This window comes from Psychrobacter sp. JCM 18900 (assembly GCF_904846625.1).
In the GTDB taxonomy this organism is placed as follows: Bacteria; Pseudomonadota; Gammaproteobacteria; order Pseudomonadales; family Moraxellaceae; genus Psychrobacter.
Genome location: NZ_CAJHBL010000001.1, coordinates 611,422 through 637,563, shown reverse-complemented (window position 1 = coordinate 637,563; position 26,142 = coordinate 611,422). Strand labels below are relative to the sequence as shown.

Sequence of the window (26,142 nt, the reverse complement as noted above, 5' to 3'; positions counted from 1 at the left end):
TAATTTGCCGTTGGCCAATTTACCAATTAATAATAATTTATCTGTAGTGAGAACATACAATGACTCAATCTATTCGCTCTAGCAAAATGTTAAACACCAACACTATCAAAAAGACAGTCATGCATGTGGCCGTACTGGCAGTAATGAGCACGGCAGTGATTGGATGTAATCGCGGTATTAAGCCGGTCGTTAATGATCCGGTAAAATTGGTACAAATCGCTCAGCCGATTAGCGTACTACAGCCTGTTTTTAGTACCGATGTTGGCAACAAAAAAGCCAGTAAAAAAGACCCGCTAGATTTGCAAGTTGGCTATGCTAATGGTCAAATCGTTACTGCATCACGCGGTGGCGAACTGTCAGGGTTTAATAGCTCAGGCGAGCGCGTATGGTCAATCAATGTTGATGATCAAATTACAGGCGGTGTTGCAGTAGATGCATTGAGTCAGACAGCTATCGTTAGTACTCGTGGTGGCAAAGTCATGGCATTTGATAGCACGACTGGTGCAAAGCGTTGGCAGCAGCAGTTATCAGGTTCGGTTTTAACGCCAGCACTGATTACCAATAATCGTGTCGTATTATCAGCGAATGATGGTTTCTTACATGGTCTGTCGCTGCAAACTGGGCAGTCAGTATGGCAGTTCGCCACTCAGGTACCTGCTATCAGCGTTCGCGGTAGCGCTGCGCCAACTTTATTAGACAATGAGACGGCACTTTTGGCGACAGCTGATGGTCGTTTGCATGCGATTACTGTCGATAACGGTCTTCCGCTATGGTCAAGACGTGTTGGCGTAGGCGCTGGTAGTAGTGAAGTTGAGCGCATGAGTGATGTCGATGGCAAACCTATCGTAGATAAAAATCAGTTGTTTGCGATCAGCTATAGTGGTCAGCTATTAGGTATTGATTTGGCCTCGCGTCAGGTAATGTTCGTCAATGAAATTGCAAGCCTCAAATCACTGGCGGTAAATCCTCAGCAAGTTATCGCTACCAGTCTAGATGGCAAAGTAGTTGCTTATGATCGCAACAGTGGCGAGACACTTTGGGAAAGTGACGAATTGGCTTATCGTGATCTCACCAATCCTGTGATGATTGGCAACTATATCGCCATTGGTGATTTCGATGGCGTAGTGCATTTGTTTGATCCTGCTACGGGTCGCATCGTCAGTCGTGTAGAGACAAAAGGTGCGTTGACCAACTTGCAAGTTCAAGGTAGCCGTTTAATGACTCAAAGTACGTCAGGACAAGTTGCTATCTGGCAGTTAATGCGCTAATAACTATATAGATAGGTGCTTATCGGTGATTAACGAAGTGTAATATTTCACTATAGCCCTTAAGCCTATTCTTGATTGTCATTTATAAAACACAAACGCTGCTTAGTCAGCGTTTAGTGCCTTGTGTAAATTGCTTGTTTAAACACAGGCTTTCGCGTACTCTATGCGACCGATGTGCTATCCATATATACTACTTATTTATGTATAATAGGTATTATGAAGCCATCCTATATACTATTTTTAATCGTAAAATAGCCATCTATTATTTTTGCTATTGTTCTATCATTCATTTTAATTCACGGTCAATTGCAGCATATCTATTACTATTGTTATGTCACTGGTTATAAGAATAACTGTACTGCCCGTCATTGTGCCTTTCACTGAGAGTAACCCATGAGTATCAAGCCTGTGGTCGCCTTAATTGGTCGTCCAAACGTCGGTAAATCCACCTTATTTAATCAGTTCACAAAAAGTCGGCAGGCATTGGTCGCTGACCTTTCAGGATTGACTCGTGACCGTCAGTACGGTGATGCAACTTATGAAGATAAATCCTTTATCGTTGTAGATACGGGTGGTATCGGTGAAGCTGATGACGGTAGCGGTAATATCGATGACTATATGTCTGAACAGTCGCATACAGCAATTCATGAAGCAGACATCATCGTATTCGTCGTTGACGCTCGTGCCGGTATGATTGGCGCTGATGCTGAAATTGGCAAGTTTTTGCATACATTAGGCAAGCCTGTCTATGTTGTCGCCAATAAAGTTGACGGTGTACATGATGCAGCACCTGCTGAGTTCTATGCACTAGGATTGGGCGAGCCATATCCGATGGCAGCCAGTCATGGTCGCGGTGTGGGCAATTTGCTTGAAGTGCTAACGGCTGATATGCCTGAGCAAGAAAACATAGTAGAGCCAAGAGGCTTGAAGCTTGCTATTATAGGTCGTCCAAACGTGGGTAAATCGACGCTCGTCAACCGCCTGCTTGGCGAAGACCGAGTAGTGGTATTCGATATGCCAGGCACGACGCGTGATAGTATTTATATTCCTTATCAGCGTGAAGGTCGTGATTATGTTTTGATCGACACTGCTGGTGTACGTCGCCGCGGTAAAATCGATGAAAAAGTAGAAAAATTCTCTGTCATCAAGACCTTGCAAGCGATTGAAGATTCTAACGTAACTGTGATTGTTATTGATGCTCACGAAGGTATCGTGGATCAAGATTTGCATATGATTGGTTATGCACTTGACGCTGGACGAGCGTTAGTCGTTGCGATCAACAAATGGGATGGCCTAACGCAAGATCAAAGAGACTATATTAAGCTTGAAATGGATCGCCGTTTTAGCTTTATTCCTTATGTAAAAATACATTTGATTTCAGCATTGCATGGTACAGGCGTCGGTAATTTATATCCGTCTATTTTACGTGCGTACAAATCTTCGATGTTTGAAGTATCGACCAACCGTTTGACTCAGATTTTGCAAGATGCGGTAACGGCCAATCCGCCACCAACCGTTGCTGGTCGTCGTATCAAGTTGCGTTATGCGCATATTGGTGGCCACAATCCACCCGTTATTGTTATTCATGGTAACCAAACCAGTGCGCTTCCTAAGAGCTATCAGCGTTATCTAGAGAACCAATTCCGTCAAGTGTTTAAGCTAGAAGGCACACCGCTTAACGTTATCTTGAAGCAAAACGATAACCCATATGCGAATAAGAGCGACACGCCGACTAAGGCAAAAGCTCAACAATTGCGTCAGCGTGAGCGTAATAGATCACAGAAATTTACTACCAAAGATAAAAAGCCTCGTTAATTCTAGTGTCTATTGGCTTATAGTTAATGTCATCCGCTTGATAGTGTGATGACATTTTTCTATTAATACGCTATAGGTTGAGCTCATAGGTATCTATCTTGCTTAGTACTTCAAAAAATACTCAAATGTTTTACTTATCACATCTTCAAAACACTTGTACTATAAACGAAAGCTACCCGCGACTTAGTAGAGTGATATGAACAAGCGTTCGTCTCAAACCATCCATATGCTTATCTGGCGTTCTGTCATACAAGCTGTCATATTGGCAGTGCTGGCAGGCTTTTTGTTGCCTTTTATTTATGGCTTAGTACATTACTATCAAGAGAAAAACCAGCATATCCAACAACTGGCAGCATTACTAACGACTAGTGCATCCACTGCAGATGGGGCACAGGTTGTGGCTAAGCAAGTTAATATCTTGTTAGAGAATGAGCCCACTATTCAAAGTATTGTATTTTACTCAACCTCTGAGCCGATTGAAGATATAGATCAGTCGCTTGATGACTGGAAAAACGCTTTGTTTGCGCATACTGTCAGTTTTAACTATCCAGTAGTTAGTAAGGGTATTGATGCCGGTAGTGTCACATCTAATAAGTCTGATACCAATCAACAGTTGGCAATGGTTCTATCGAATGTTATGAGCGAGTCATCAGCGCCAGATCAGTTGGCTGGTAAGACCACTACAAATAGTACACTAATTGGTTATATTAATATTACGATAGATGTAAAGTTGATCCGTTTATATTGGTTCCAAAATATCCTATGGTTATGGCTAACAACAGTTGTGCTGATTATTATTTTTGCTTTTTACATTTTCCGAAAACTTAATTGGCCAGTTAAAGATATCGAAGCATTGACCGATGTTTGTGACATTGTTATAAGTAACTCTAATGTAGAGCAGTTGCCAGTTATTCCGCAACAATTCAATTTCCAAGAACTGACCCAGATCAAGAAAGCATTAATTGTGTTATTCAATCGATTACAAGAAGCAAGGCAAGGTTATGAAACCCTTGCGGCTTTTGAACAGCAATTACACAATAAAGATGTATCGTTAGATGTGCAGTTGCACAATTTTCAAAGCATGATTTCTCACGAGTTAAAAACGTCATTGAATGCAATTGTAGGCGGTTTACAACTGTTAGATTATGAGACTCTCAGCAGAGAGCAAAAAGACGCAGTAGAGATTATCAGTAGTGGCAGTGATAAATTGGTATTGTCTTTAGATCATATTATACAGTTGAACCAGATCCAAAAAGGTCAGATAAGAATTCATAAAAATGAGTTTAATCCATTACAGTTAATCGCTGATCTATTAGCCAAGTTTGAAAATATAGCTACTCAAAAAGGGTTAGAGCTGATTAGTAATATTCATCATATAGACCATAGTCTCTACGGTGACTCAGAGAAAATACATCAGATACTATCGATACTGCTCAATAATGCGATTAAGTTCACGCCTGTCGGGAAAGTTACGATTACGTCGCAACTGACACATTTTAATAAAAGTAATCGTTGGCAGATTAGCGTGAAAGATACGGGTATTGGTATCAATAATGAGCACCTAGACGATATATTTAATCCGTTCTTTCAGGTAGATTCGTCGCAAACTCGCCAGTACGAAGGCTCAGGGGTTGGCTTACCGATTGTTAGACAAATGGCGCAGCTTATGGGTGCTGCTATTGATGTTGATAGTGTGCTTGGCGTAGGTACACAGTTTACACTGACCATAGCGATGCCCAATCAACAGCAATCAAAGCAGCAGCGACTATTGTCTGGCCTAACGATTATTTATTATTATTATCATGAGACAGGCTCCTTGTTAGATGAATTGGAGTATCTAGGTGCTATGATTATTTGTCGTCAAGGTAATCAACTCGTCATAGAGGAGATGCGTAAGCAGAAAGTTGACATGGTCATGTTTGCTGAAGATGTTTTCCCAGAAAAAGCTGAGATACTAGCCAAACGTATTCGTCAGTATGAAAGCGATGAGGGTAGTAAGAGCGAGCATCGTGCGTTATTGGTATATTGGTATCCGCAGCATCGGGCGCGCCATGTAGACAGTTTTGAGTATGGTTTAAAGGCAGCTGGCATTGACTATTGTCATATTGCTACTTATAAGGACAAAGCGTTAAGCGACTTATTAAAACAATGGTTGGTTTGGACGTAGAGCTGTTCTACCAAATCCGTGTTCCTAGTTAGGTTCATTTTATTAGGTAGCATTTTTTATATTTTCTACTTTTCAATATCGAAGCACTTTTAAAATAAAGTAGGCATAAAAACAAAAAAGACGCCCATTTTGAGGCGTCTTTTTTTAAACAGTTTTTAGCTAGAATTGCTTTTTAAAAGTTTCTCTTAGAAAAGATTTTTTACCCAGCGTACGATATGTTCCCACGTACGGCTCATAAAGCCTGACTGTTCGATATCATTGGTTGCGATAATTGGAACTGAGGCTACCGCTTTACCATCAATGACAGCCATCATTTTACCAACTTCCTGACCTTTTTTAATCGGTGCTTCTAAGCTTTCAGGAATGTCGACCACTGTAGTGATTTTATTTTTCTGTGTTTTGCTGGTTAGAATCTGCAAGTTGTCGCCAGTTGCCAGTTCTACCTCGTCAGCTTCTCCAAACCATACTGGAAGCTTACTAACGAACTGTCCAGCAGGCGCCTTAGTAACCGTTGTAAAGTGACCGAAACCCCAGTTAAGTAGTTCGCGTGACTGATCGGCGCGAGCTTGTTGGCTCTTGGTACCCATAATGACAGAGATTAGACGCATGCCTTCACGGTTGCTTGATGCAACCAAGCAGTAGCCTGCCGCATCAGTGTGGCCAGTTTTTAGGCCATCAACGGTTGGGTCAGTAATCAGCAGAGCATTACGATTACCTTGGGTAATACCATTATAAGTGAACTCTTTTTCTGCGTAGATACTATAGTAGTCGCCGCTGTTTTTGATAATAGCACGAGCAAGTTTAGACAAATCTAAAGCAGACGCTAAATGACCTTCATCAGGCATACCCGTAGCATTGACAAAGTTAGAGTTCTCCATGCCAATCTTTTGTGCTTGTTCGTTCATCAAGATTGCAAACGAGGCTTCGCTGCCAGCAATATGTTCAGCCATGGCTTTTGATGCATCATTACCTGATTGAATGATAATACCGCGTAGCATATCGATGACGCTGGCAGTTTTGTTCACAGGCACATACATACAAGATTGGCTGCTGCTACCACGGCACCACGCGTTTGGACTCATCAATACCTGTTCATCTTCTTTCAGGTCGCCTGATGCTAAGCGTTGCTCAATGATATAACTGGTCATCATCTTAGTCAGAGATGCTGGCGGCAGCGCCTCATTGGCGTTCTTTTGAGCCAAGATTTCGCCAGTGTTATAGTCCATCAACACATAGGCAGTATTGTCCATTTCAGGTGGTTGTATGGCTGCGTTTGCCACTACTGCACTCATCGAGATACTTACACCAACTACCAGCTGTATCAGCTGATTTTTTACACGCTTTACTGTCATATATCATTACACCGCATCATGGAACCAAATGTATCTATCGCTTATGTTTTGTACCTATTTCCATACATTATTTTAAGCAGCATGTCTTAAATGCAGTGTTTAAAATAATGTATCGATGAAAATAGTAACGCCTACACAATAGACATAAAATTAACGCCTTATCTTAGCAAAATGACTACCGATGGGGAATCGATAAATGCAAAAATAAGGCAAGTTTGAAAAGAAAAATGAAGGCCTATCATATATTTGTTTTAACTAGCATCTGACCAGTCTCTGTAATAAAAATTTAACGCTCACAAAAAAGCCTGCTGCACTGCTTGTGAATAACAAGTAAAGTGACAGCAAGCTTTGATGCTACAGATATCTAAACAATCAGTTGATAATATTTGCTTAACCGATGTTATAAAGAGTACATAGCTTTTATTTTATTATCATTGATACCAATATTATTAACACATTAAGCAGAGGACGCTAGTCATTGAATTAAACTAGCTAGTTGTTTAATAATCCGCGTTTGCCAAATCTTCACATAGTGCTTTGTTTTCTTGCTTTGAGAATCCCATCGTCCAACTACGAATACCTTGTAGTATCTGGCGATAGTCTTGCTGTGTAGATAAATATTGAATAGCCGCTTTGGGATCTTCTAGAGAAGGCATTAGCTCATGCAGCTGCACAGTGTACGACTTATAGAACCGCTGTTTTTGTTTACCATTTAGCATTGGTGGGCATATCTCTGATAGTACCTGCATTACCGCAATTTCATGCTTAGTAATGTTGATGCCAGACATGTCTAGCGGAATGGTAGTGCCAGAGTTATTCGCAGCATTAGAAGCTTGAGACAGCATAGCAACAGACGTTATCAGTCCTGCAATCCCAACTTTTGAGGCAGTATTTGCTATCACAGAAGCTATAGATAATATCGATTGTTTATTCATTCAGTATTACACTCGCTCGTCTTTATTTAATGGTCATATGTTAATCGGTAAAAAAACAAAAGTCACATAAAATATTGATTTATGTGTAGATATCTTGTGAGCCAACACCATTTTTTAGCAACATATCAGTAGCATACCCTAATGACGTTACTTCAGTATCAGTACATCGGTTTGTATTGTTGTGGGGTGTTGCGTATTGTAACGCGATGCTTAATCTACTGGTTGTTATTCGTTTGATACAGATCTTGTTACGCTACTTTCATCGTATAATTATCAGCATAAGAAGAACACGATACTTTGCTAACGACAGGGTTCGTGTCTTTATATTATTCAGTTATAATCGCCCATGCTGTCAAAATGAATATTTTTCTCTAGACTGTGACGTCATGTCATTGAAGAATTAGAGTATCATGTTTTCATTTTAGACATGGGCATCGTTCTTTGATGGCTATCTTTAACAGACATGGCACGATAGCAGAATGATCAAATAGAGATGTAGAAAAATCGGCAATAAAATATTAACCACATACTGAGCAGAAATGAGATTTTTAATTAGTAATGATGACGGTGTGTATGCGCCAGGATTATTGGCACTATCTCAAGCATTATCGACTATTGGTGAAGTGATGGTCGTCGCCCCGAACGATGAACAAAGCGGTTATGCCAGTGCGCTGAGTGTCTCAAGACCACTGCATACGCATCAGCTGCCTTCTGGATTTGTAGCGGTAAATGGCTCACCAGCTGATTGTGTTTATTTGGCACTGCATGAGTTATATCGCGATAGTGACTTTGACTGCGTGATTACAGGTATCAACTCAGGGGCTAACCTTGGACAGGATGTGATGTTCTCTGGTACGTTCGGTGCTGCATTGACTGCGCAACTATCTGGTATCCCTGCTATAGCTACGTCTTTGGTAGGCGGGGGTGTCAAAAACGGCGGGCAAGAATCAGCCAGTGATTATCAAGTGGCCGCACATGAAATCGTCAAGCTGCTTACTGAGACTTCGATTCTAGAGATGCTCAAAAGTTTGCCCTATCATGTATTAAACGTTAATATTCCTGATGTGCAGCATGCTGATGATATCAAGGGTCGAAAAATAACCTCGCTAGGCCATAAGCAGGCTGCTCAGCCAGTACGCCATATGATAGACCCACGCGGTCGAGATGCATATTGGTTGTCTCTACGAAAAGGTAAAAATGAGCGACCATCAGAGACGTCAATCGATGCGGTACAAGCGAATCAGGATATGATGACAGATTATCAGGCCGTAGCGGCAGGGTATGTCAGTTTATCACCAGTACGCCTACACCATACGCCAACGGAAGCGCTGGATAGATTATCAACACTCGCGCTATAAATTCTATAAGATATAATCCATACCGGCTTATTAAACACTGACGTGTTATGAGAATATCAAAAGACTCTTGTATGGCATTAAGAGCTTTTGAATGATTAAACAATGAATGAGCAACACAAAGAATAGGAACCTTGTATGAAAAAAATCATAGCTGGATCGCACCTTGTTAAAGCCGCGTTGATTGGTACTATGGCAGTCGCTACTCTATCTGTCGTTGGCTGTGCAACGAAGCCTACCTATCAATCAGCAAACCAAGCAGGTCCTAAGATTATTACTAATGCGCAAGGCGTCCCTAACTATCACCGTGTACAACGCGGCGATACGGTCAGCCAGATTGCAGCGCGCTATCGTCTGAACTATCGTCAAATCGGAGCGATGAACAATCTAGATAGTAAATACACCATCTATAGTGGCCAATGGCTCAAACTATGGCAAGGCAATGCGGCAACCACTGCAAGTAACAATAGCTATAGTGCCCCAGTTCAAACGCAGCCAACTTATACGCCACCTGTGACCCAGTCTCAAGCACCAGCTTATGAAGCTACTGCCAACTCGACCTCTGGTTATGATTACCCTACGCGTAATCCAGTGACTCGTAACATTGACCCTGCTGCGGGCAATATGGGAATGTGGTTTGCAGGCAAAGTTGGTGATCCAGTACTTGCCAGCCAATCAGGAACTGTGCTTTACTCAGGCAACGGTCTGCCAGAGTATGGCAATCTAATTATGATTCGTCATAGTGATAACTACATCACAGCCTATGCGCACAATAGCCAATTATTGGTGCAAGAGGGCGATACAGTACAGCGTGGTCAACGTATTGCTAGTATGGGCAGTAGTGGTCAGACCAATGAGGTAGGCTTAGAGTTTCAGGTTCGCTTAAATGGTAATCCTATTGACCCACGTAGCGTACTTGGGCGTTAGACTTAAATAATAGCTACGGATAGCTTGGCCACTGTGAGCCATTTTATTTATTCATGTTTGAGATTTTTTATGAGATTAAAAAAGCAATACCTCACCCTTATGCCAGCATTAGTGATGGTCGGGTGTACAAGCCAGCAGGCAATGCAAAGTAAGCCTGTTCGTCAAGGCGGCGTTGAGATTACTCAAACCCAAACTGTTCAGGTCAAACCAACACCTGCGCCAGTCGTAAAGCCGCAGCCTGCGCCAAAGCCTAGCTACAGTAGTTTTTCTGATTGGAAGTCAGACTTTTCTATGCGGGCCATATCGTCAGGCTATGATGCCCAAGTGATTGGTAGATTGCTCGATTCTGCTTATCTAAATCAGCAAGTCATCTCATTAGATTCAGGTCAGCCTGAGTTTTCTAAGATGCCGTGGGAATACGTAGATTCTGCGGTATCAAGTGGACGCGTCAGTGTAGGTAAACGCAAATTTGCTGAGCAACGTGCTTATTTGTCTCAGCTAGAGTCTCAATATGGGGTTAATGCAGAGATTATCGCTGCGATATGGGGCATGGAGTCATCGTACGGTGCTGTGACCGGTAATAGTGATTTGCCAAGTTCGCTTGCCAGCCTTGCTTATGATGGTCGTCGTCAAGAGTTTGCCGAAACACAGTTGCTATCGTTAGCGACACTGCTACAACGCGGTGACGTATCATGGTCACAGCTCGACGGTTCTTGGGCAGGTGGTATGGGACAAACCCAGTTTATCCCTGAGACTTGGCTCAAACAAGGGGTCGATGGTGATGGTAATGGACATCGCAATCCATGGGCTACTGGTGATGCACTAGCCTCGACTGCCAACTATCTTAGCAATTCAGGTTGGGTTCGTGGCTTAGCGCCGTTTTATGAAGCAACGGTGCCAGCATCGTTTGATTACTCAGTGGTTGGTAGTAAGCAGCCTGCTGCTAGATGGGCTGCGATGGGTGTCGATACGATAGCGGACGTTTACTTAGATGCCAATACTCAGATGGAGCTATGGTTACCTGCTGGTAAAGACGGTCCAGTGTTACTGTTAAGCCCAAACTTTGATGTGATCAAAGTCTATAACAACTCATCAAGTTATGCATTGGGTGTTAGTTTGCTAGGCAAAACGATCAATGGACAAAGCGGTTTGCAAAAATCTTGGCCTCGTTATGAGCGTCCATTATCGACTACGCAAGTGACTAACTTACAACGTCGTCTGACTAGTATGGGTTACGATACCAAAGGCGCTGATGGTATCGTGGGTACCAATACTCGTATGGCATTCCAGCGCTGGCAAGCAGATAATGGTCAAGCGCCAGACGGATTCATTACTCAAAACAGTGCGTCTTCACTAGCTGGATGGTGAGGTAAACTGACGGTATTTATACACCGTATAAAAGTGGCTCTTTTTAATCGTGCTTAGCTATTATGCATCAGCCACTAATCATCAAACGATAATTTACTTTGTTCTACAAAAAGCACCTTGCCAAGGTGCTTTTTTTGTCTCAATCTATGTCTGATTTTGCTGACATCTTTAACGCCATGGACAATGCAATAAATATCAAATATTAAGACCAGTGTAATCTGGCTTTATTCAAAACTTATCAGGACAAGGTTAATACAAGAAAGTTGATACTTTGAATGATAGACTCTAGATAATGTGTTTTTTAACGATGACTTTTACTCATAGTTTTTAGTAACAGTTTTCAACGACCATTTTTAGTAACAGTTTCGATTATAAATAATTAGAACAATAGAAAGAGCGTGACCTTATGATTACCATGGAAGAATTACAAGCTGCGATACAGCAACGGATAGATAATTATCATATTACTGACTTTCCGCTACAAAAAAGAGCCGTCAACACTCTAGAGTTGCTGGGCAGCCTAAACCATATACTGGCTCAAGATATAGCTTCGCCCTTTGATGTACCGCGACAAAACCTATCTGCAATGGATGGTTATGCGATTGCTAAAGGTAGTGAGTTATCAGAAAACAGTAATATCGAAATCGTTGGTGAGTCGCAAGCTGGCAGTGCTTATACTGGTAAGACAACTGCGGGGCAAGGGGTGCGGATTTTTACTGGTGCAGTCGTACCAGATTGCTGCGATACGGTTATTATGCAAGAGAATACGAATTTTGCAGATATCAAAGCGACCGTTGATAAATCTCAACCTTATAACATCACGCTCACGCAAACCGCCAAAGTTGGCAATAATATCCGCTCACAGGGTGAAGAGATTGAGTCTGGTGAAGCCGTGTTAAAAATTGGTAAACGACTAAATCCTGCGGATATTAGCTTACTCGCCAACCTTGGTATTAGCCAAGTGAACGTGTTCCAGCCACTCGTCGTAGGCGTATTGGCAACAGGTGATGAACTCGTAGCTATTGGTAATGAGCTACAAAGTCTAGCCCAAATATATAATTCTAATACCCCAACGCTCAAAAGCCTGCTATCAGATCTGCCTATCACTATTCGTGATTATGGCATTATCCCTGATAACCTAGAGCAGACAACTATCGCAGTCAACGAGGCCATGCAGGACTGTGATGTACTGATATCGACAGCAGGTGTCTCAGTTGGTGACTATGATTTTTTGACCACTGTGATCGAAACATTAGGTCAGATTAACCATTATAAAGTGGCGATGAAGCCTGGTAAGCCTTTTGTATTTGGCGAGTTAAATAAAAATCTCGATAAGCCAGTACTGTATTTTGGCCTACCAGGTAATCCACTTTCGACAGTCGTTGGTGCGCTACAGTTTGTGATACCTGCATTGTGGCAAATGTCAGGCGCTAGCGTGTCAGAGCAGCCGATGCCGCTAACTATTAAAGCCAAACTCATCAGTGATATCAGAAAATCTCCCGGCCGCAAAGACTTTCAGCGTGGCGTATTGTCACGAGACGATACAGGTCATTATCAAGTTGAGTGTTTCTCAAGACAGCAGTCACATAGAATCAAACAGCTGAGCCGTGCCAATTGCTTTATTGTATTGGACAAAGATAGTGGGAACGTAGCAGCTGGTAAGGACGTCGTTGTACAACCGTTTCCTTGGCTACATCGCTAATTCATCGTTTGCCAATTTATTGTAAGGTTGTCATACAATGCTAGAGAGTAACCTTACACTGGTATGCTAAACACGAATAATAAAGTAGTGCTTATAATAAGCAGTACTGATGGCAGTAACATATGATTGATGACAACATAGATGACAAACACAAAATAGACAGCCCGCAACTGTATTCACCGAGCTTGGCACCGGCATTATCTGACGGCTACATAGAGCCTTCCTTGGTCGTGCCTACTGAGCAGATGAGTGAGTATCACCAGCCGCTAACCGATGGGTTTGCACGGCGTCTGACTTACTTGCGTCTATCTATTACTGACTTCTGTAATTTTCGCTGTGAGTATTGCCTGCCAAATGGTTATCAAGGTAAGCGCCCTGATGATGAACTGAGTATCTCTGAAATTGCCACTTTGGTACGTGGCTTTGCTCAAGTAGGTACCAAGAAGGTTAGAATTACAGGTGGTGAGCCCTCTATTCGTCGTGATGTTGTCGAAATTATCGAAACGATTAAGCAAACTGACGGTATCGAGACGGTCGCGATGACCAGCAACGGTTATAAATTGGGTAAACATATAGCCAACTGGCAAGCTGCTGGACTTGATCAGCTCAATATCAGTATGGACAGTTTTGATGCCGCTACTTTTCATAAAATGACAGGCTTTGATACCTTGCCGCAGATATTGGCTGACATGGATACGTTGTTAGAAACGACTGATATCAAACTGAAAATAAATAGTGTCTTGATGGCAGAGACTGCTTTTGAGAACTTAGTCACGGCGATCGACTATGTCAAAGATAGACAAGTGACTTATCGCTTTATTGAATTTATGCAGACCAGTGACAATAGCGATTTGTTTTTTGCGCAGCATGCTCAGTCTGATATTATCACTGATTACTTGTTAGAGAATGGTTGGCAGCCGCATGAGCGCGGTAGTGCCGATGGTCCAGCAGTAGAGTATAGCCACCCTGAGTATGTCGGTCGTATCGGTATGATTGCCCCATATGCGGCGCACTTCTGTGATACCTGTAATCGCTTGCGTGTAAGCAGCCAAGGCAAGGTGCATTTGTGTCTGTTTGATCAAGGCAACTATGATATCCGTCCATACTTACAGCAAGAAGATATCCAAGGACTGGTAAACACTTTACATAGCTTTATGCCAATCAAGCCTGAGCATCATCATCTGCATGACTCTAACAGTGGCATCATGCACAATCTATCGATAATTGGTGGTTAAGATATTTTGAGTCTGCAATCATGACGCTGATAGTGATTGTCTTCCAGTGCAATCGTTTTTCTACATAAATTTTTTTAATACAACTGCTTTTTAATACAATTATAAAATGACATCTATAAAGGATTATTTATGAGTAAGCCTGCTGCACAATTTACACCGCTTAATATTGCTGTATTGACCGTTTCTGATAGCCGTACGCTGGCAGAAGATACGTCAGGGCAGTACTTAGTAGATAGCTTGACCGAAGCAGGGCATCATTTGGCAGATCGCCAACTAATCACCGACGATATTTACCAAATTCGTGCAGTCATTAGTGGTTGGATTGCTAGTCCAGACGTTCATGCGGTTATTACCACTGGCGGCACAGGGTTCTTCATTAGAGATAGCATGCCAGAAGCTGTGAGTGTGCTGTTTGATAAATCAATCGATGGTTTTGGTGAAATGTTCCGTCTAATCTCAAAAGATGAAATCGGTATGTCTACCGTACAATCGCGAGCAGTGGCTGGCATGGCCAATGGTACGGGTATATTCTGTCTACCAGGCTCTTCTGGTGCTTGCCGTACGGGTTGGGAAAATATCTTAAAGGATCAGTTTGACAGTCGTACTCGTCCGTGCAATTTTGTACCGCATTTTTTGGCACAAAACCCTAGCCATGATTGAGTTATAAATAATTGAGCCAAGATTGATATTAAATCAAAACTGATAGGTAATGGCACAATGACAGAGCGCTCAACTAATTTGGACCGATTGGCAGGTGTGGTCATCTTGGCTGGCGGGGCATCTAAGCGCATGGGAACGGCCAAGGCGATGCTAACACTACCGTCAGGTGAGCAGCTGCTAGACTATCATGTTCGTTATGCAAGCAAGTTACAGGCTCCTATATTGATTGCAGATAATGGTCGCGGCTTTCAAACTGGTTTAGATGTCTATTTAGAAAAACCTAATGCGCCTATTATTCATATTGCTGATTATGATGCTGATGTTGACTCTAGTGAGCATGATGAGCAGATTAAAACTGGCGGCGCTTTGGTCGCTATAAAATCAGCCTTACAAACATTGAACGATTTGATCAGCTTGAATGATTCAGGCGTATCAAAAAACGTACAAGCATCGTGGTTACTGGTTATCAGCTGTGATAGCTTAATACCAGCAACTGACTTGTGGCAAAAACTAAAATGTGAAATAAGCCGTGCTGCTGATAAAAAAGTAATTTGCTTAAAAGATGACAGTCACTTATATCCATTATTAGGGCTGTATCAGTTAAGCATCGAGCCTGATTTGAAGGCCTATATAGATAGTGGTCAGCGTAGAGTGGTGCAGTTTATTCAACCTTTTGTACACTCCGTACCATTTATCAAAGAGTGGCACAATTTGACCAACTTTAATACGCCCGAAGATTTTAAGCAGGCATGTGCTGCTCTACCAAAATAATAAAAATATCACATAAGAAAGGTTATATAAATGAGTGACAGCGTACAGATAAATCAACAATCTACTTTATCTCACTTAGATAGTGATGGTGATATTACCATGGTCGATGTCAGTGGTAAGACAGCAACGACGCGAGAAGCCAATGCCACTGGACAAGTACGCTTTCCCAGTGAGATTTATGCGCAGATTAAAGCGGCTGATGGGATGACCAAAAAAGGCAGCATCACACAAACGGCTCATATCGCTGGTATCATGGCGGCCAAACGTACTCATGATCTGATACCGCTTTGTCATCCACTACCGCTAGACAAGATAGGTTTGAGCTTTGAGTACAACGACGCGCTCAACAGTATCACGGTTAGTGCTGTAGTCAAGGTCACGCATAAGACAGGGGTTGAGATGGAAGCGCTAACAGCGGTCAGCGTTGCCTGTTTGACTATCTATGATATGACTAAAGCGCTATCGCATGACATCGTTATAGATAATATTCATTTGGTTAAAAAGACAGGTGGTAAGTCAGACTATAGTCATGCTTAAAATGACAACATTGCAGAGTGCGTCGTTAATCAATTAATAAAGATATGCTACATGCCAAGCAAGGAAGCTTGCATAAGATGGAGAGGGTTATGAATGCTATCGATATGACAACTAATATCGAATCAACGATGAATATTAATGTCATGTATTTTGCCAGTTTGGCTGACGAGGCCAATTGTCAGCAAGAGACAGTAAGCGTACAGCAGGATACGTCATTGACTGAACTATACGAACAGCTTAGTCAAAGGCATCGCTTTAGCCGTCCGCAATCGGAGCTACGTGTTGCAGTAAATGACTACTTTGCTAAATGGACTGACCAGATAAACGATGGTGATAGCGTGGTTTTCATCACGCCAGTCGCTGGTGGTTAGACAAGCGTTTATTAGTGTCCATATTGTCAGTGGCTATTCAGTAGTTACAAAGAAAAAATAATAAATAGAGAAGAAAAATGACCGACAACGTTCACGATCATTCCATGACTATCAAACGTAGTGCTGACGACGCTTACCTTATCGCTGAGCGTGATGGTTTTGCGCTACTAGATATTGCTATAGACGAAGATAGGCTAAAAAGTACGTTAGATAATGACAGCTGCGGTGCGTTTGTTTGTTTTGAAGGGCGAGTGCGCAATCATAATAACGCCACGAGCGTTGATCGTCTTACCTATTATGGTTATGAGGATTTGGCCATCAATCAAGGCCGCGCCATTATAGAAGAAGCCAAAAAGCGTTTTGAAATTACGCATGCTATTGCGATACATCGTATCGGTGCGTTAGAGATTGGCGATGTGGCTGTGTGGGTTGGGGTAGTGTCAGCGCACCGTTATCCAGCATTCGATGCGTGTCGCTGGATATTAGATACTATCAAAGCGGACATTCCTGTGTGGAAGCAAGAGTACTACGAAGACGACTCGTCTAAATGGCTCAGCAATAATGGTTAAGTCATTAGTTACTGTCTGTGTTTCTGCTTGTCTGCTATTGTCACTAAATGCTTGTACGCAAGACGAAGACGCCAATATAGCGCTTGCTTCAAACAAAGTTGAACCAGCCCAGACTTTGCGTATCGCTGCGGCTGCTAACTTGTCTGATGTACTACCTCATATCATTGATAGCTATCAGGCTGATAACAGCTCATCTGTCCAAAATATTTCAGGTATCTCAGATATTGAAGTTACTTATGCCTCTTCTGGTAAGTTATATGCGCAAATCAAAGCAGGGGCACCGTATGATATATTCTTGTCTGCCAATCAAGATTTTCCTGCTAAATTGGCTGATGAAAATTCAGCTGGTGTTACTAGTAAAGAGCATAAGCTAACCAAGCCTTTTACGTATACCAGAGGTCAGTTAGCACTCTATAGTGTCACCAAACCTTTAAACGATTTCACGCCAACATCGCTAGGTGATGTGTTTACCAGTGCTGACTTTACTCAGGACACCAAGGTAGCTATTGCTAACCCTGACCTTGCTCCCTATGGTACGTCTGCAAAAACCTATCTGCAATCACAAAATATGTATGATAAGTTAAATGCTCAAAAAAGCTTAATACAGTCAGAGAATATCGGTCAGGCATTTCAATATGCGCATACGGGTAGTGTAGACTATGGTTTTGTAGCACAGTCTCAGCTTGTTGCGATTAAAGCCAAGCCTGAGCAGTTTATTACCTTATTGCCAGCGTCTTATCCAGCTATCTTACAAGATGGGATAATCGTTAATAACACCGCCCCAGCAGCAGACTTCACCGACTACCTGCGCTCAAAAGCAGGGCAGCAGCACTTCTTGCAAGCAGGCTATCTGGCCGTCCAGTAATACGTTAGACTAATCCCTCTCATCATAGAACGAGCAGTGACATTATATGATCGACCAGTCTCTTATGTCAGATATGCTCAGTCCATTTTGGGTGAGCATCAAGCTCGCTTTCGTGACTACCTTATGTCTATTGCTATTTGCAACGCCTATCGCTTACTGGTTGGCTAAGCCGAGCCGTATAAAAGCAATAGGACGTCTTAAGGTACTGCTCATGGGCATCATTGCGATGCCTCTGGTGCTACCACCTACCGTGATTGGTTTTTATCTACTGTTATTGCTCAGTCCTAGTGTGGGTATCGGTAAATGGTTGAGTGAACATAATATTAGCCCGCTAATTTTTACCTTTGAAGGTCTGGTCATTGGTTCTATTATTTACTCGTTACCTTTTTATATACAGCCTGTCTATGCACAGTTTCTGCGTATTCCACAAAGTGTCACAGAAGTCGCTCATCTTCTAGAACCAAGTCGTATGAGACGTTTTATGAAAGTGGCTTTACCGCAAGCGCGCGTGGGTATTATTTTGGGTAGTTTGGTAAGCTTTGCTCATACCATTGGAGAGTTTGGGGTTGTACTGATGATAGGCGGCAGCATCTCAGGCGAAACTAAGGTGGTATCGATTGCTATATATGAGCAGGTAGAAGCGCTCAACTATGAGGCGGCGCATATGATGTCTAGTATTTTAATTATCATGGGTGTAGTGATGGTAGCGTTAATCGCTAGTGTGAGCCGAATAAGCCAGCGTCCATAGCACTGAAATATTTATATGCGAGTTAAGTGTTAGGTAGCACAGTAGCTATCGTGATTGAAGGGTTTAAAAGCATTTCTTCTAGTCGATAAAGTAAGTGATAAAGAGTTTGCAGAAAAAGACGACGATGAGAGTATTGATGAGCGCGAGTTGGCTTTAGAAATTTGGCGCTTAGTCTTGATATGCAAAGCACGAGGTGAGGTACTAAAAGCGATTGAGCTAGACAAAACAGATCAGCAAAATCGCTTTGACATGATATCTGAATACTTTTTAACAAATATATTCTAGGGTAAAGATATGGAAAATCTCGAAGAAAGAATAAAGATAAGATATGCTTATTATGATGCTGAAATCCTGTTTCATGGAGATAAATATTTCCGTACTGCATCAAAAATCTATCAAGATTTAGAACCTGATAGTGTCGATACTATTTATCCGCTTTTGACCTTATTAGGAATTTCAGCCGAGCTTTTTTTTAAAGCTTTTGACGTGGAAGTTGTGGAAAATCAAGGTAAGTTAGAGGATAGAAAAATAGTAAATCCCAACAATTATGGCCATAATCTAGACAGATTATTTGACGGTTATTCCACCAAAGATTCAGAATTATTTAGATATCTTATTGATAGCTATAAGAGTGATACAGGTAGGAATCTAGAAAAAGATTTATTGGATTATGCATCAGTTTTTGTAGAAAGTAGGTATATTTTCCAACATGAAAAAGGGAAATATCTGAATGATATAGATGCTATTTTTCATTTAGTAGAATCTTTATACAACTCAATGCACAGCCTATATAAAAAGTAGATTTCTCGTGAAATTTATATATTGATCATTAAGATCAGCAGTAAGGTGGCTTTCAAACATATTAATTTTTTAACATATAATTGTTGGGCTACTCTAGTTAAGTGAGCAGTTTTTGGTAGAGCTCTTTTGTTAGTTGCTGATTAGATTTGGCGACTATTTCTTTCAGTTCAATTACAACTGATTCAGTTCTTTTTTTATCAACATCTTTTACAATTTCGTTGCTTATTTTATCTAATAGTATTTATCGTCATAAACAATGTCCAAGCAGAATATACAGACACAAAAAAACCTCAAACAATCTAATGCTTGAGGCGAAACTTGCTTAAACCCAAAGGTTTAAATTCGTTTTAAATATGGCGCAGCGGACGGGACTCGAACCCGCGACCCCCGGCGTGACAGGCCGGTATTCTAACCAACTGAACTACCGCTGCTTAGGTCTCTTAGCTTGTTTAGCCACTTGCTAAGAAGTGGTGGGTGATGACGGATTCGAACCGCCGACATTCTGCGTGTAAGGCAGACGCTCTACCAACTGAGCTAATCACCCTTCGAACAATTGCTAGGCAATTTATTCAACATCAACTGAGCTCTTTAGTTTGTCACTAAGCTCCGTTGCTGTGGGTGTGTATTATATAGATTTACTGTTGGGTGTCAAATATTATTTTAATGTTTTTAGAAAATAATTATAAATCGGACTTGTAATCTATCAAAAATAGCACTCAAAGCCATGTATTATATAGCATTTCTAAAAATACACTTATTATCATTATTTGTTGTTTAGAGGTGAAAAGCTACTATACTATGGATGCTTTATTCGTTGAACACGGTTGATGGAGGCCTATATAAACACTTTTACTATTAAAGATACTTTTACTAGCTGGACCTGGGGAGACTTAGCGGGTCTGGGTCTGGTACTGCATATTGTACTTATGATAGTAATGACACTGCGCGTGGTTTCTGTGCAGCGCAATATTGGTGTGTCTATTGCTTGGGTGGCGGTGCTTTACACGTTACCAGTATTTGGTTTTGTGGCTTACATTCTGCTCGGTGAGCCGATGATTGGACGGCGCTATCGTGAACGCGTAGATCAAGCCAGCATCTTGATGAATGATATGGCAAGGCGTGAGCATCTGATTTTTGACAAAGGGCAGGACTTATTACCAGCCAACTACCGCGGTGTTAGCCAAATAGGAACGCGCTGGACCGGGTTTGGTGTATTTCCCAATCATCAAATGCAGCTGTTGACGGATCCCGCTTCTATTTTTCAACGTTTGATTGAAGATATCCGTGCCGCCCAGCGTATTGTCCTCATGGAGTTTTATATTGTCTATCCGAAAGGACAGGTGCTAGAAGTCATAGAGGCGCTGTCTGTAGCGGCTCAGCGCGGCGTAGAGTGTCATATATTGGCTGATAGTGTAGGCAGCTTTAGCTTTATTAATAGTAGCGTGCACCGCAAATTAGAAAAAGCAGGGGTTTATGTCCATCAGTCATTGCCAGTAGGGTTGTTTAAGACATTATTTAAACGTTCTGATTTGCGCAATCATCGTAAAATGGTGGTTATCGATGAACATATTGGCTATATCGGTAGCTTTAATTTGGTTGATCCAAGGTTTTTTAAGCAAAATAAAAACGTTGGTCAATGGATTGATGTGGCGCTACGAACGACTAGCCAGCACTCAATTAGTATCAATACAGCGATGGCTAAGGTGATTGTTACCGACATCGGTGCTGAAAGTAATGACAATCTTGCTGAGCTGCATCAACGGGTTAACAACTATACTCGTAAGTTATATGTGATGCATCCGACCATCAATGATCTAAATAGCCGTGTGAAGGTATTGGCGGATACGATTGATGATCATGAGCAGCCAGATATAGGTGCCACCTCGATTGTCGTACCAAAGATGCCTGTCGTGGACAAAGTCTTAGCGCAGCTAATACCTTCAGCACCGCAGCTAACGGCTCATGTGATTTACAATACATTAGTTACCGTAATTCATCGTGCCAATAAGCGTATTCGTATTACCACGCCTTATTTTGTCCCTGATGAATCCTTATCGGGCGCGCTGACGATAGCGGCTAAGCGCGGCGTTGATGTGACGATTATTGTTCCTGAAAAGGTTGATTCATTTCTGGTACAGCATGCCTCTCAAGCTTATTATCAAGAGTTGTTGGATGCTGGAGTAACGATTGCCTTGTTTAGAGGTGGTTTGCTACACGCAAAAACAGTGGTTATCGATGATGACTACTGTCTATTTGGCACCGTCAATATTGATATGCGCAGCTTTTATCTAAATATGGAAGTCAGTTTGGCGATTTATACGCCAGAAATGGTTGCTCAAGTAGCGGACTGTCAGGAAGTCTATTTAGAAAACTGCCGAATCTTGGATAGTGATGAGTGGCAACAGCGTCACGGATCAAAACGATTGTTTGATAATGTTGTGCGCTTGTTCAGTCCTTTATTGTAGCACTCAGATTTTTAGGGTAAGGTAATCTACTAGTATTGTTCTATCATCTTAGTCGTAGCACTTTTATAGCCTATGCTTTTTTGGTTTATCTATCTGTAAAGAGGTCTCGCCTGTCTATGTCTGCATCACCTTTAACACCACTGGACTATATTGCAGAAGGCTATTGGCAAGACTTCTTGGCTGAGCGTCCTATTGCAGGCGGTATCGCTTACGAAACTGAGCTGCGCGCTTGTACGCTAGACGACTCTCTTGAAAGTTTACAGCGTATCGATACGCTATTGTCCCAAGTGCGCCGAGATATGATCAAGAGCGGTATATGGGATGAGACGACGTTGCTGGTCGATGAGCGCTATCGTAATTTTATGGTATTTTTGGCGTTTTATGCAGGTCGTGTATCGGCGCAGCAGTGGCAAAGCAAGCCACATTGGTATGGTCAGTTTGAGCTGCGTAAACGTTACCCTGAGCTAACGTTGATCACCGATGATTTTTATCAGCATATGGCTGTTGGTTACGATGATAGCGTGGTCAAAGAACGCTTGTTTTTTGCACTAGAGCCAATAGGGCTGCGTCTGTTTGGTCATATTGATCGGCAGTTTGACGCAGTACAAGGCGGGCAAGTAGAGAGCGGGTTATATCAAGCGGTTAGCCTTAGACTACCAACTACTTTAAACAAAGATGTCCATTCAGTTTCCGAATTAACAGCGGATAAAGTAACAACAAACAAAGCAACAACGCATAAAGCAGCCACTCATCAAATCACTGAAAGCATCGTTCCGAGCGCAGATTTAAATACGCATGTCGGTACTATCCAATTAAATGCTCCTCTTAACAAGCCAGAGGAAGTATCGATAAGAGCTGAGTATAACCAAGCAAACGTAGTACCTCCTGAGTCTGAGAATCCAATAAAGCCTGAGCTGACTAAAGTATCACAACCAACAGTCAAGCCTGCGTCACCTGTAAAAAACACATCAACGCCAGAGATGTTTACGCAACTGCTCGTAGAGTTAGATGAGATAACGGTGCCACAACCAACTGGTGATGTGCAATATCAGCAAGCACGCAAAGTATTAGATCAGTTCGAGCAGCATATTGCCAAGCAGAACAAACCTCGTCGCCAAGTTATATTTTCAGATGATCACAACACGGCAAAAAACAAAGCGCTTCTAATACTACAAGCGGCTGCTGAAGATGGTAATACAGCTGCTATGCTACGTTTGGCCATGTATGAACTGTTAGGTGAAGGTTTGACAGCAGGCAGTGATAACCAAAAAAAATCTGGCGTAGATTGGGTCAATCAAGCCGCTAGCAAAAATGACAGCCGTGCTCAGCGTCTACTCAGTAAAATGTACTACCAAGGAGTAGGGGTATCACAAGATATAGATAGCGGTAGATACTGGTTAGAGCAAGCGGCAGATAATGGTCATGCAGAAGCGGCCAATCTGGTCAAGCAATGGCAGCAAGCAGAAATGCTGCTGACCACACAGAAGCAAGAGCAGCATAGCACCAAGCGTTATCAGCTGTTAATTGGTGCAATTATCGCAGTCGCTTTATTGATAATAGTCATTATCTAACAATCATTATCTAATAACTATTTACTCAGTAACTTTTTAAAAGCTTATTGTTACAGCTTAAATTCAGGTAGAATTGGCGCGCTTTACCTTTACCCTTTTATTGTTTGATTCATAACTAATTTGGGCTGTTCCATGCCATCATCTAATACCCCGTCTGACCACTCTGCAAATCCAATTGACTCTGTATTATCGTCTAGTCGAGCGGTATATGAGACACCTTTATATTATCAGTCTCTTATTGGGCTGCTAAAGCCACTATATCGTCTGCAAGTATGGCGTCGATCTCATAAAAACGATAACTATCAACAGGAAATCGATCAGCGTTTTGGTAAGCAATATCCACCGCGTCCAGTAGTAAATGCTGGTATCGATAAAGGGGTAATTTGGTGCCACGCAGTCTCATTAGGTGAGACCAATACGGTTGCGCCTTTACTAGATATGTTATTGGCTAATGGCTATCAGATATGGTTGACCAATACGACTCAGACAGGTTTTGCTCGTGGCGCCAGTCGTTTTGCAGAACAGATAGCTCAAGGTCAGATGAGTCACAGCTATGTGCCAGTCGACAGTCCTGCTGTTATCGAGACTTTCTTGACGCACGTACAGCCTATCGCTGCACTGTTTGTAGAAACAGAGCTATGGGCAAATATCTTGACCAAATTATCTCAGCATCGTATCCCAAGTATTCTGGTCAATGGTCGACTATCTGCTTCTTCTTTTCAGAGCTATCAAAAAATTGGTGCAGTCAGCGCCAGTATGATGAAAAACCTCTCCTTAATTATTGCGCAAGACAGCGACTCTGCTAAACGCTTTAGGCAACTAGGGGCTAGTAGCGCCCAAATTCGCGTAGCAGGCTCATTAAAGTGGGTAATCAATGCGTCCAAAACTGATGACCAAGCGGTAGAAGATAACCGTATTTATAATAAGAAAGCTGATCTGCGAGCAGAGTTTGGTATAGCAGATCGTCCTGTGTGGGTAGCTGCGAGTACTCACGATGGCGAAGAGGCAGCAGCGTTGTCATTGCAGCAGCAACTACTGTCTCAAGCTGCATTAGCAGATACGCTGCTTGTTATCGTCCCTAGGCATCCTGAGCGTTTTGACGCAGTAGCAGATCTCATTCAAAAAACTGGGTTAAATATGGCTCGGCGCAGTGATGGAGATATGATTGATGCAGATACGCAAGTCTATCTAGCAGATAGCATGGGTGAGTTGATGACTTGGTATACATTGGCAAATGTAGCATTTGTGGGCGGCTCACTGGTAGATATTGGTGGGCATAATCCAGTGGAGCCTGCTAGTGTGGCAACGCCTGTATTGATGGGACGTTGTACTCAGTCTTGCCAAAGCGTGATAGACAAATTGGCTGAAGTAGGCGCTTTATATCAGCCATATAATGACTTCTATCGTCCAATCGAGTCAAATAACTCAAGTAGTTCGGATGCACAGATGGCCAGTGATGATCAGTTAAAGGCGAATAAAAAATCCTCTCGTAAGAAAACAGCTTATAACCGTGAAGACGCTGTGAGCATTTATACGCAGCTGGCGACTTGGCTATACAATTTGCCATTGGCCGCGCAGGCAGGGCAAGCTGGCGAGCAAATGACGATACAGCAGCAAGCGGTATTGACCCGTCAATTTACTATGATTGAAGACGCAATCGAGCTGTCTACCAACCAAGATAATTTATGAACTGTATATTATTGCCTGCTAAAAACTTCTCAGCAGACACAGCAAAAATCGATGCCTTATCTCAAGTCAGTCATGTGACCAAAGTGCTAGGCGCAAAAGTCGGTGATATGCTTAAAATTGGACAAATCGGTGGCAACCTTGGTACTTCTGTTATTGAAGACATTACCTCTGAAAGTATTCAGTTAGGTGACGTTCAGCTCAATACTGCGCCGCCAGCCAAATTAGATCTGACTGTTATTTTGGCGTTACCGCGTCCTAAGGTGCTACGGCGTTTAATCATGGATATGACGGCGCTTGGTGTACGCGATATCATTCTTATCAATAGCTACCGCACTCAAAAAAGCTATTGGCAAAGTCCCATGCTTGAGCGGATTGACGAGTTTGTATTAGAAGGTCTGCAGCAAAGCATCGATACGATTGTTCCTAGTATTACGCTACAAAAACGTTTTAAGCCATTTGTTGAAGACTCACTTGCAAGCCTAATAAGCAAGCGAGCAATAGTCGCGCATCCTTATAGTCAACAGTCATTTTCTGAATTTTTACAACAGCAACCATCACGAGAGCTACCGAGTATAGTCTGCATAGGTGCTGAAGGTGGTTGGATTGACTATGAGATAGAGCTACTGTCAGCTCAAGGCTGCACGCCTGTACATATAGGCTCTCGTATCTTGCGTACAGAAGCTGCAGTCAATGCAATTTTAGGGCAATGGCTCCTTTAGATTGACACTAAAATGCGTCGCTAGACCAAACTATTGAAAGAACTGGGCCGCTAAAAATAGCTCTTAAAAATTAATGCTAAAGACTCATCACAGGTATATTTGCCAGTTAAACAAATGTATTGATAATTAATCTCACTTCCATTAGTATGTTGCTTTAATATATTATGGCCTGATTACTGCTAGCGCTTAGCAAGTCATCGTTATAATCACTGTTATTTTGTCTCACTATACATCTTACTTTTTTATAGCATT

At 42.1% G+C, this 26,142-nt stretch carries 23 protein-coding genes and 2 tRNA genes; 21 read left to right on the top strand and 4 right to left on the bottom strand.

Annotated elements, in window-relative coordinates:
• The first annotated feature begins 59 nt into the window (after positions 1-59).
• The 3 genes from bamB (at position 60) to JMX96_RS02510 (ending at position 5,250) form a co-directional block, all read left to right on the top strand.
• The gene (gene bamB, locus JMX96_RS02520) at positions 60-1,268 is read left to right on the top strand and encodes an outer membrane protein assembly factor BamB (RefSeq protein ID WP_201567102.1); all 1,209 of its coding nucleotides are present in this window, start codon (positions 60-62) and stop codon (positions 1,266-1,268) included.
• A 393-nt stretch (positions 1,269-1,661) separates the two neighbouring features.
• Positions 1,662-3,083: a ribosome biogenesis GTPase Der gene (gene der, locus JMX96_RS02515; RefSeq protein WP_057759046.1), complete on the top strand. Its 1,422-nt coding sequence runs from the start codon at positions 1,662-1,664 to the stop codon at positions 3,081-3,083.
• 196 nt (positions 3,084-3,279) lie between these two features.
• On the top strand, positions 3,280-5,250 hold the full coding sequence (locus JMX96_RS02510) for a sensor histidine kinase (RefSeq protein ID WP_201567100.1): 1,971 nt from the start codon (positions 3,280-3,282) through the stop codon (positions 5,248-5,250).
• Between the two features lie 185 nt (positions 5,251-5,435).
• Here the strand turns inward: JMX96_RS02510 and JMX96_RS02505 are convergent, their stop codons facing one another.
• Both JMX96_RS02505 and JMX96_RS02500 read right to left on the bottom strand, forming a co-directional pair.
• Positions 5,436-6,602 carry a D-alanyl-D-alanine carboxypeptidase family protein gene (locus JMX96_RS02505; protein WP_101206208.1) on the bottom strand — a complete coding sequence of 389 codons (1,167 nt, stop codon included), beginning with the start codon at positions 6,600-6,602 and terminating at the stop codon, positions 5,436-5,438.
• 500 nt (positions 6,603-7,102) lie between these two features.
• On the bottom strand, positions 7,103-7,537 hold the full coding sequence (locus JMX96_RS02500; protein WP_057759051.1) for an MCR_0457 family protein: 435 nt from the start codon (positions 7,535-7,537) through the stop codon (positions 7,103-7,105).
• A 539-nt stretch (positions 7,538-8,076) separates the two neighbouring features.
• Here JMX96_RS02500 and surE point away from each other — a divergent pair.
• The 14 genes from surE (at position 8,077) to JMX96_RS02430 (ending at position 19,446) form a co-directional block, all read left to right on the top strand.
• Positions 8,077-8,895 (top strand): 5'/3'-nucleotidase SurE, encoded by an 819-nt coding sequence (gene surE, locus JMX96_RS02495; RefSeq protein WP_201567099.1) that lies wholly within the window; start codon positions 8,077-8,079, stop codon positions 8,893-8,895.
• Positions 8,896-9,030: 135 nt separating this feature from the next.
• Positions 9,031-9,819, top strand: a complete 789-nt coding sequence (locus JMX96_RS02490) for a LysM peptidoglycan-binding domain-containing M23 family metallopeptidase (RefSeq protein ID WP_201567098.1) — start codon at positions 9,031-9,033, stop codon at positions 9,817-9,819.
• Between the two features lie 69 nt (positions 9,820-9,888).
• On the top strand, positions 9,889-11,187 hold the full coding sequence (locus tag JMX96_RS02485; RefSeq protein ID WP_201567097.1) for a lytic murein transglycosylase: 1,299 nt from the start codon (positions 9,889-9,891) through the stop codon (positions 11,185-11,187).
• A gap of 406 nt (positions 11,188-11,593) precedes the next feature.
• Positions 11,594-12,889 (top strand): gephyrin-like molybdotransferase Glp, encoded by a 1,296-nt coding sequence (gene glp / locus JMX96_RS02480; protein ID WP_201567096.1) that lies wholly within the window; start codon positions 11,594-11,596, stop codon positions 12,887-12,889.
• A gap of 122 nt (positions 12,890-13,011) precedes the next feature.
• Positions 13,012-14,124: a GTP 3',8-cyclase MoaA gene (gene moaA / locus JMX96_RS02475; RefSeq protein WP_201567095.1), complete on the top strand. Its 1,113-nt coding sequence runs from the start codon at positions 13,012-13,014 to the stop codon at positions 14,122-14,124.
• A gap of 129 nt (positions 14,125-14,253) precedes the next feature.
• The gene (moaB, locus tag JMX96_RS02470; protein WP_102078147.1) at positions 14,254-14,784 is read left to right on the top strand and encodes a molybdenum cofactor biosynthesis protein B; all 531 of its coding nucleotides are present in this window, start codon (positions 14,254-14,256) and stop codon (positions 14,782-14,784) included.
• Between the two features lie 57 nt (positions 14,785-14,841).
• Entirely contained in the window at positions 14,842-15,555 is a 714-nt protein-coding gene (locus JMX96_RS02465) for a molybdenum cofactor guanylyltransferase (RefSeq protein WP_201567094.1), read from the top strand.
• Positions 15,556-15,585: 30 nt separating this feature from the next.
• Positions 15,586-16,092 (top strand): cyclic pyranopterin monophosphate synthase MoaC, encoded by a 507-nt coding sequence (moaC, locus tag JMX96_RS02460; protein ID WP_201567092.1) that lies wholly within the window; start codon positions 15,586-15,588, stop codon positions 16,090-16,092.
• An 89-nt stretch (positions 16,093-16,181) separates the two neighbouring features.
• Positions 16,182-16,463 (top strand): MoaD/ThiS family protein, encoded by a 282-nt coding sequence (locus JMX96_RS02455; RefSeq protein WP_201567090.1) that lies wholly within the window; start codon positions 16,182-16,184, stop codon positions 16,461-16,463.
• Between the two features lie 77 nt (positions 16,464-16,540).
• Positions 16,541-17,032 (top strand): molybdenum cofactor biosynthesis protein MoaE, encoded by a 492-nt coding sequence (locus tag JMX96_RS02450; protein WP_201567088.1) that lies wholly within the window; start codon positions 16,541-16,543, stop codon positions 17,030-17,032.
• Positions 17,025-17,897 (top strand): molybdate ABC transporter substrate-binding protein, encoded by an 873-nt coding sequence (gene modA, locus JMX96_RS02445; protein ID WP_201567086.1) that lies wholly within the window; start codon positions 17,025-17,027, stop codon positions 17,895-17,897. The genes JMX96_RS02450 and modA overlap by 8 nt, the downstream gene beginning before the upstream one ends.
• Before the next feature lie 46 nt (positions 17,898-17,943).
• Positions 17,944-18,645, top strand: a complete 702-nt coding sequence (modB, locus tag JMX96_RS02440; RefSeq protein WP_201567084.1) for a molybdate ABC transporter permease subunit — start codon at positions 17,944-17,946, stop codon at positions 18,643-18,645.
• 54 nt (positions 18,646-18,699) lie between these two features.
• Positions 18,700-18,930: a hypothetical protein gene (locus JMX96_RS02435; protein WP_201567075.1), complete on the top strand. Its 231-nt coding sequence runs from the start codon at positions 18,700-18,702 to the stop codon at positions 18,928-18,930.
• A gap of 9 nt (positions 18,931-18,939) precedes the next feature.
• The gene (locus JMX96_RS02430; RefSeq protein WP_201567073.1) at positions 18,940-19,446 is read left to right on the top strand and encodes a hypothetical protein; all 507 of its coding nucleotides are present in this window, start codon (positions 18,940-18,942) and stop codon (positions 19,444-19,446) included.
• Between the two features lie 354 nt (positions 19,447-19,800).
• On the opposite strand, the gene JMX96_RS02425 is transcribed toward JMX96_RS02430, so the two are convergent.
• Positions 19,801-19,877 (bottom strand) — tRNA-Asp (locus tag JMX96_RS02425).
• A 37-nt stretch (positions 19,878-19,914) separates the two neighbouring features.
• Positions 19,915-19,990 (bottom strand) — tRNA-Val (locus JMX96_RS02420).
• 283 nt (positions 19,991-20,273) lie between these two features.
• On the opposite strand from JMX96_RS02420, the gene JMX96_RS02415 reads away from it, so the two are divergent.
• The 4 genes from JMX96_RS02415 to JMX96_RS02400 all read left to right on the top strand — a co-directional run bounded on the left by JMX96_RS02415 (position 20,274) and on the right by JMX96_RS02400 (position 25,890).
• Positions 20,274-21,911: a cardiolipin synthase gene (locus JMX96_RS02415; protein WP_201567071.1), complete on the top strand. Its 1,638-nt coding sequence runs from the start codon at positions 20,274-20,276 to the stop codon at positions 21,909-21,911.
• Positions 21,912-22,027: 116 nt separating this feature from the next.
• On the top strand, positions 22,028-23,482 hold the full coding sequence (locus JMX96_RS02410; RefSeq protein WP_201567068.1) for a tetratricopeptide repeat protein: 1,455 nt from the start codon (positions 22,028-22,030) through the stop codon (positions 23,480-23,482).
• A gap of 132 nt (positions 23,483-23,614) precedes the next feature.
• Positions 23,615-25,171, top strand: coding sequence for a 3-deoxy-D-manno-octulosonic acid transferase (locus JMX96_RS02405; RefSeq protein WP_201567066.1), 1,557 nt, complete (start codon positions 23,615-23,617; stop codon positions 25,169-25,171).
• Positions 25,168-25,890 carry a 16S rRNA (uracil(1498)-N(3))-methyltransferase gene (locus tag JMX96_RS02400; protein ID WP_201567064.1) on the top strand — a complete coding sequence of 241 codons (723 nt, stop codon included), beginning with the start codon at positions 25,168-25,170 and terminating at the stop codon, positions 25,888-25,890. The genes JMX96_RS02405 and JMX96_RS02400 overlap by 4 nt, the downstream gene beginning before the upstream one ends.
• Positions 25,891-26,142 lie beyond the last annotated feature (252 nt).

What these genes read in the sequence shown, in the direction of transcription:
- bamB (WP_201567102.1), top strand. Translation starts at nt 60, where the DNA reads ATGACTCAATCTATTCGCTCTAGCAAAATGTTAAACACCAACACTATC.
- der (WP_057759046.1), top strand. Translation starts at nt 1,662, where the DNA reads ATGAGTATCAAGCCTGTGGTCGCCTTAATTGGTCGTCCAAACGTCGGT.
- JMX96_RS02510 (WP_201567100.1), top strand. Translation starts at nt 3,280, where the DNA reads ATGAACAAGCGTTCGTCTCAAACCATCCATATGCTTATCTGGCGTTCT.
- JMX96_RS02505 (WP_101206208.1), bottom strand. Translation starts at nt 6,602, where the DNA reads ATGACAGTAAAGCGTGTAAAAAATCAGCTGATACAGCTGGTAGTTGGT.
- JMX96_RS02500 (WP_057759051.1), bottom strand. Translation starts at nt 7,537, where the DNA reads ATGAATAAACAATCGATATTATCTATAGCTTCTGTGATAGCAAATACT.
- surE (WP_201567099.1), top strand. Translation starts at nt 8,077, where the DNA reads ATGAGATTTTTAATTAGTAATGATGACGGTGTGTATGCGCCAGGATTA.
- JMX96_RS02490 (WP_201567098.1), top strand. Translation starts at nt 9,031, where the DNA reads ATGAAAAAAATCATAGCTGGATCGCACCTTGTTAAAGCCGCGTTGATT.
- JMX96_RS02485 (WP_201567097.1), top strand. Translation starts at nt 9,889, where the DNA reads ATGAGATTAAAAAAGCAATACCTCACCCTTATGCCAGCATTAGTGATG.
- glp (WP_201567096.1), top strand. Translation starts at nt 11,594, where the DNA reads ATGATTACCATGGAAGAATTACAAGCTGCGATACAGCAACGGATAGAT.
- moaA (WP_201567095.1), top strand. Translation starts at nt 13,012, where the DNA reads ATGATTGATGACAACATAGATGACAAACACAAAATAGACAGCCCGCAA.
- moaB (WP_102078147.1), top strand. Translation starts at nt 14,254, where the DNA reads ATGAGTAAGCCTGCTGCACAATTTACACCGCTTAATATTGCTGTATTG.
- JMX96_RS02465 (WP_201567094.1), top strand. Translation starts at nt 14,842, where the DNA reads ATGACAGAGCGCTCAACTAATTTGGACCGATTGGCAGGTGTGGTCATC.
- moaC (WP_201567092.1), top strand. Translation starts at nt 15,586, where the DNA reads ATGAGTGACAGCGTACAGATAAATCAACAATCTACTTTATCTCACTTA.
- JMX96_RS02455 (WP_201567090.1), top strand. Translation starts at nt 16,182, where the DNA reads ATGAATGCTATCGATATGACAACTAATATCGAATCAACGATGAATATT.
- JMX96_RS02450 (WP_201567088.1), top strand. Translation starts at nt 16,541, where the DNA reads ATGACCGACAACGTTCACGATCATTCCATGACTATCAAACGTAGTGCT.
- modA (WP_201567086.1), top strand. Translation starts at nt 17,025, where the DNA reads ATGGTTAAGTCATTAGTTACTGTCTGTGTTTCTGCTTGTCTGCTATTG.
- modB (WP_201567084.1), top strand. Translation starts at nt 17,944, where the DNA reads ATGATCGACCAGTCTCTTATGTCAGATATGCTCAGTCCATTTTGGGTG.
- JMX96_RS02430 (WP_201567073.1), top strand. Translation starts at nt 18,940, where the DNA reads ATGGAAAATCTCGAAGAAAGAATAAAGATAAGATATGCTTATTATGAT.
- JMX96_RS02415 (WP_201567071.1), top strand. Translation starts at nt 20,274, where the DNA reads ATGGAGGCCTATATAAACACTTTTACTATTAAAGATACTTTTACTAGC.
- JMX96_RS02410 (WP_201567068.1), top strand. Translation starts at nt 22,028, where the DNA reads ATGTCTGCATCACCTTTAACACCACTGGACTATATTGCAGAAGGCTAT.
- JMX96_RS02405 (WP_201567066.1), top strand. Translation starts at nt 23,615, where the DNA reads ATGCCATCATCTAATACCCCGTCTGACCACTCTGCAAATCCAATTGAC.
- JMX96_RS02400 (WP_201567064.1), top strand. Translation starts at nt 25,168, where the DNA reads ATGAACTGTATATTATTGCCTGCTAAAAACTTCTCAGCAGACACAGCA.